The organism is Leucobacter sp. M11, from assembly GCF_035726885.1.
Taxonomy (GTDB): Bacteria; Actinomycetota; Actinomycetes; order Actinomycetales; family Microbacteriaceae; genus JAPFRB01.
On record NZ_JAPFRB010000009.1, the window covers coordinates 166 to 5,567 of the forward strand.

Below are 5,402 nucleotides of genomic sequence, written 5' to 3' on the forward strand. Positions count from 1 at the left end.
AGTGCGGTATCCCGTGGTGGGATGGGCTCTTGACCGTACATCAAGAACCACAAAGTGGACGCAAACAATTGTTTCGTTACGACATTCATGCCCACCCAAAAGGGTGGATGATTATCAAGTCATCGGCTTATTAGTACTGGTCAGCTCCACGAGTCGTTAGTCCTCGCTTCCACATCCAGCCTATCAACCCAGTAGTCTACTGGGAGCCTCTCACCCACAAGGGGTATGGAAATCTCATCTTGAAGCCGGCTTCCCGCTTAGATGCTTTCAGCGGTTATCCATCCCGAACGTAGCCAATCAGCCATGCCCTTGGCAGGACAACTGACACACCAGAGGTTCGTTCAACCCGGTCCTCTCGTACTAGGGTCAAATCTTCTCAAATTTCCAACGCACGCAGCGGATAGGGACCGAACTGTCTCACGACGTTCTAAACCCAGCTCGCGTACCGCTTTAATGGGCGAACAGCCCAACCCTTGGGACCTACTCCAGCCCCAGGATGCGACGAGCCGACATCGAGGTGCCAAACCATGCCGTCGATATGGACTCTTGGGCAAGATCAGCCTGTTATCCCCGAGGTACCTTTTATCCGTTGAGCGACAGCGCTTCCACAAGCCACTGCCGGATCACTAGTCCCGACTTTCGTCCCTGCTCGACCTGTCAGTCTCACAGTCAAGCTCCCTTGTGCACTTACACTCGCCACCTGATTGCCAACCAGGTTGAGGGAACCTTTGGGCGCCTCCGTTACTCTTTAGGAGGCAACCGCCCCAGTTAAACTACCCATCAGGCACTGTCCCTGAACCCGATTAGGGTTCGAAGTTAGATGTCCAATATGACCAGAGTGGTATTTCAACAATGACTCCACACGAACTGGCGTCCATGCTTCACAGTCTCCCACCTATCCTACACAAGCCACACCGAACACCAATACCAAACTGTAGTAAAGGTCACGGGGTCTTTCCGTCCTGCTGCGCGTAACGAGCATCTTTACTCGTAATGCAATTTCGCCGAGTTCATAGTTGAGACAGCTGGGAAGTCGTTACGCCATTCGTGCAGGTCGGAACTTACCCGACAAGGAATTTCGCTACCTTAGGATGGTTATAGTTACCACCGCCGTTTACTGGGGCTTAAATTCAGAGCTTCGCTTACGCTAACCCCTCCTCTTAACCTTCCAGCACCGGGCAGGCGTCAGTCCGTATACATCGACTTGCGTCTTCGCACGGACCTGTGTTTTTAGTAAACAGTCGCTTCCCACTGGTCTCTGCGGCCCCAAAACGCTTCCCGGAGCAAGTCCGTTCACGCCTGAGGCCCCCCTTCTCCCGAAGTTACGGGGGCATTTTGCCGAGTTCCTTAACTATGATTCTCTCGATCTCCTTAGTATTCTCTACCTGACCACCTGAGTCGGTTTGGGGTACGGGCGGCTAAAACCTCGCGTCGATGCTTTTCTTGGCAGCATAGGATCAATGACTTCGCTCAAAGAGCTCCCCATCAGATCTCAGGCACATGAACAGCGGATTTGCCAACTGTTCGCCCTACATCCTTAGACCGGGACAACCATCGCCCGGCACCATCTACCTTCCTGCGTCACACCTGTTAATACGCTAACTCCACAGCGTCGGGTTCGAGCCTTCCACAACAACATCACCCGAAGGATCCGTCAAAGCTTCCAACTCTTAGCACTTACTGCTTCATTTTGGGCGGTTTTTCGCCGGTACGGGAATATCAACCCGTTGTCCATCGACTACGCCTGTCGGCCTCGCCTTAGGTCCCGACTTACCCAGGGAAGATTAGCTTGACCCTGGAACCCTTGGTCTTCCGGAGGACGGGTTTCTCACCCGTCTTTCGCTACTCATGCCTGCATTCTCACTCGTGTAGCCTCCACGGCTGGTTTACACCGCCGCTTCGCTGGCCACACGACGCTCTCCTACCCATCCAACGGGCTGAACCACGAAGGCTTACCTATACGTTGAATGACACAATTTCGGTGGTGTGCTTGAGCCCCGTTACATTGTCGGCGCGGAATCACTTGACCAGTGAGCTATTACGCACTCTTTCAAGGGTGGCTGCTTCTAAGCCAACCTCCTGGTTGTCACAGCAACTCCACATCCTTTTCCACTTAGCACACGCTTTGGGACCTTAATTGGTGTTCTGGGTTGTTTCCCTCTCGACTATGAAGCTTATCCCCCACAGTCTCACTGCTGCGCTCTCACTGACCGGCATTCGGAGTTTAGCTGACGTCAGTAACCCTCTCGGGCCCATCGGCCATCCAGTAGCTCTACCTCCGGTAAGAAACACGCAACGCTGCACCTAAATGCATTTCGGAGAGAACCAGCTATCACGAAGTTTGATTGGCCTTTCACCCCTATCCACAGCTCATCCCCTCAGTTTTCAACCTAAGTGGGTTCGGTCCTCCACGCGCTCTTACACGCGCTTCAACCTGGCCATGGATAGATCACTTCGCTTCGGGTCTAGGACATGCGACTGAATCGCCCTATTCAGACTCGCTTTCGCTACGACTACCCCTCACGGGTTAATCTCGCCACATATCGCTAACTCGCAGGCTCATTCTTCAAAAGGCACGCTGTCACACCAACAAGGGTGCTCCAACGGTTTGTAAGCAAACGGTTTCAGGTACTATTTCACTCCCCTCCCGGGGTACTTTTCACCTTTCCCTCACGGTACTTGTCCGCTATCGGTCATCTGGGAGTATTTAGGCTTATCAGGTGGTCCTGACAGATTCACACGGGATTTCTCGGGCCCCGTGCTACTTGGGATACTCTTCACGCCGTCAGCGCATTTCGGCTACGGGATTCTCACCCTCTCAGATCGACCGTTCCAAGTCGTTCGCCTATACGCTTCCGTCACGTTCAACAGCCGGCAGACTGTCACGAAAAGTCCCACAACCCCCAACATGCAACCCCTGCCGGGTATCACACATGCCAGGTTTAGCCTCTTCCGGGTTCGCTCGCCACTACTACCGGAATCACTGTTGTTTTCTCTTCCTGTGGGTACTGAGATGTTTCACTTCCCCACGTTCCCTCTACCCGCCCTATATATTCAGGCGGGAGTCACCAGGTAACCTTGCAGCCCCTGGCGGGGTTTCCCCATTCGGAAATCCTCGAATCAAAGCTCGTTTATCAGCTCCCCGAGGCTTATCGCAGATTACTACGTCCTTCTTCGGCTCCAGATGCCAAGGCATCCACCGTTTGCTCTTATTAACTTGAAATCACATGAGTTAAGACAACAAAACCAAAGTTCTGTTGACCAATGATCGAAACATGAAATATGTTTCAAAACATTCATGAACAATTACTTGTTCATAAGATGCTCGCGTCCACTGTGTAGTTCTCAACGTACGGTCGGTACCAACCCCGAAACTCCCAAAAGAAAGAGCCCCAGCGAAGGTCCGAGAGTCCAGCTGCAACCCAAAGGTCACCGGCTGGTCCCTCAGGACCCAATAACGTGCACGATTCTTCTTCCCACCCCGCCACCGTTCCAATCCCGAAGGACGTACTGAGCAACAAAGCATCTTCCAAAATCACATGTCAAATGTTCCACCCATGAGCTACCAGCAAACCACATTCGGGTTTGATCTGGCGCCTGGACACCACCTCACGGCAGTGCCAGATGCTCCTTAGAAAGGAGGTGATCCAGCCGCACCTTCCGGTACGGCTACCTTGTTACGACTTAGTCCTAATCACCAGTCCCACCTTCGACGGCTCCCTCCAAAAGGTTAGGCCACCGGCTTCGGGTGTTACCGACTTTCATGACTTGACGGGCGGTGTGTACAAGGCCCGGGAACGTATTCACCGCAGCGTTGCTGATCTGCGATTACTAGCGACTCCGACTTCATGGGGTCGAGTTGCAGACCCCAATCCGAACTGAGACCGACTTTCTGGGATTCGCTCCACCTCGCGGTATCGCAGCCCTTTGTATCGGCCATTGTAGCATGCGTGAAGCCCAAGACATAAGGGGCATGATGATTTGACGTCATCCCCACCTTCCTCCGTGTTGACCACGGCAGTATCCCATGAGTTCCCACCATTACGTGCTGGCAACATAGGACGAGGGTTGCGCTCGTTGCCGGACTTAACCGAACATCTCACGACACGAGCTGACGACAACCATGCACCACCTGTAACCGAGTGTCCAAAGAGTTCTGTATCTCTACAGCGTTCTCGGCTATGTCAAGCCTTGGTAAGGTTCTTCGCGTTGCATCGAATTAATCCGCATGCTCCGCCGCTTGTGCGGGCCCCCGTCAATTCCTTTGAGTTTTAGCCTTGCGGCCGTACTCCCCAGGCGGGGAACTTAATGCGTTAGCTACGACACAGAAACCGTGGAATGGTCCCTACATCTAGTTCCCAACGTTTACGGCATGGACTACCAGGGTATCTAATCCTGTTCGCTCCCCATGCTTTCGCTCCTCAGCGTCAGTAGCGGCCCAGAGATCTGCCTTCGCCATCGGTGTTCCTCCTGATATCTGCGCATTCCACCGCTACACCAGGAATTCCAATCTCCCCTACCGCACTCTAGCCTGCCCGTACCCACTGCAAGCCCGAGGTTGAGCCTCGGGATTTCACAGCAGACGCGACAAGCCGCCTACGAGCTCTTTACGCCCAATAATTCCGGACAACGCTTGCACCCTACGTATTACCGCGGCTGCTGGCACGTAGTTAGCCGGTGCTTTTTCTGCAGGTACCGTCACTTTCGCTTCTTCCCTACTAAAAGAGGTTTACAACCCGAAGGCCTTCGTCCCTCACGCGGCGTTGCTGCATCAGGCTTGCGCCCATTGTGCAATATTCCCCACTGCTGCCTCCCGTAGGAGTCTGGGCCGTGTCTCAGTCCCAGTGTGGCCGGTCACCCTCTCAGGCCGGCTACCCGTCGTCGCCTTGGTGAGCCATTACCTCACCAACAAGCTGATAGGCCGCGAGTCCATCCCAAACCGATAAATCTTTCCACCCACAGACGATGCCGTCATGGGTCGCATTCGGTATTAGACGCCGTTTCCAGCGCTTATCCCAAAGTTTGGGGCAGGTTACTCACGTGTTACTCACCCGTTCGCCACTAATCCACCAGAGCAAGCTCCGGCTTCATCGTTCGACTTGCATGTGTTAAGCACGCCGCCAGCGTTCGTCCTGAGCCAGGATCAAACTCTCCGTAAATGAATAACTCACCGAGCAAACCCGGTGAAATCAAGTTGTACCCAACCGCCGGAATAAGGCGTGAAGGGCACGAGTTTAATCTGACTAATTTCGAATATCTACTGACATTCAATTTTAATCCAAAGGAATCTCACTGCATCAACCAGAAGGTCGATGCCGAGGATAATTTGGCATTTGACATTGTGCACGCTATTGAGTTCTCAAGGACCAGACACCCGCCGTACCACCCGAAGGCTTCCGAAG

General features: G+C 53.5%; 1 protein-coding gene and 2 rRNA genes. 1 reads left to right on the forward strand and 2 read right to left on the reverse strand.

Going from position 1 to position 5,402, the window contains the following annotated elements:
* Positions 1 to 110 precede the first annotated feature (110 nt).
* Both OOT08_RS18780 and OOT08_RS18785 read right to left on the reverse strand, forming a co-directional pair.
* Positions 111 to 3,223: ribosomal RNA gene (locus OOT08_RS18780) — 23S ribosomal RNA — on the reverse strand.
* Positions 3,224 to 3,635: 412 nt separating this feature from the next.
* Positions 3,636 to 5,159 (reverse strand): 16S ribosomal RNA (locus OOT08_RS18785).
* The 16S and 23S rRNA genes sit together here, the layout of an rRNA operon.
* Here OOT08_RS18785 and OOT08_RS18790 point away from each other — a divergent pair.
* Positions 5,159 to 5,402, forward strand: a 244-nt coding sequence (locus OOT08_RS18790; RefSeq protein ID WP_325094427.1) for a hypothetical protein, incomplete at its 3' end; no start/stop codon positions are given. The genes OOT08_RS18785 and OOT08_RS18790 overlap by 1 nt on opposite strands.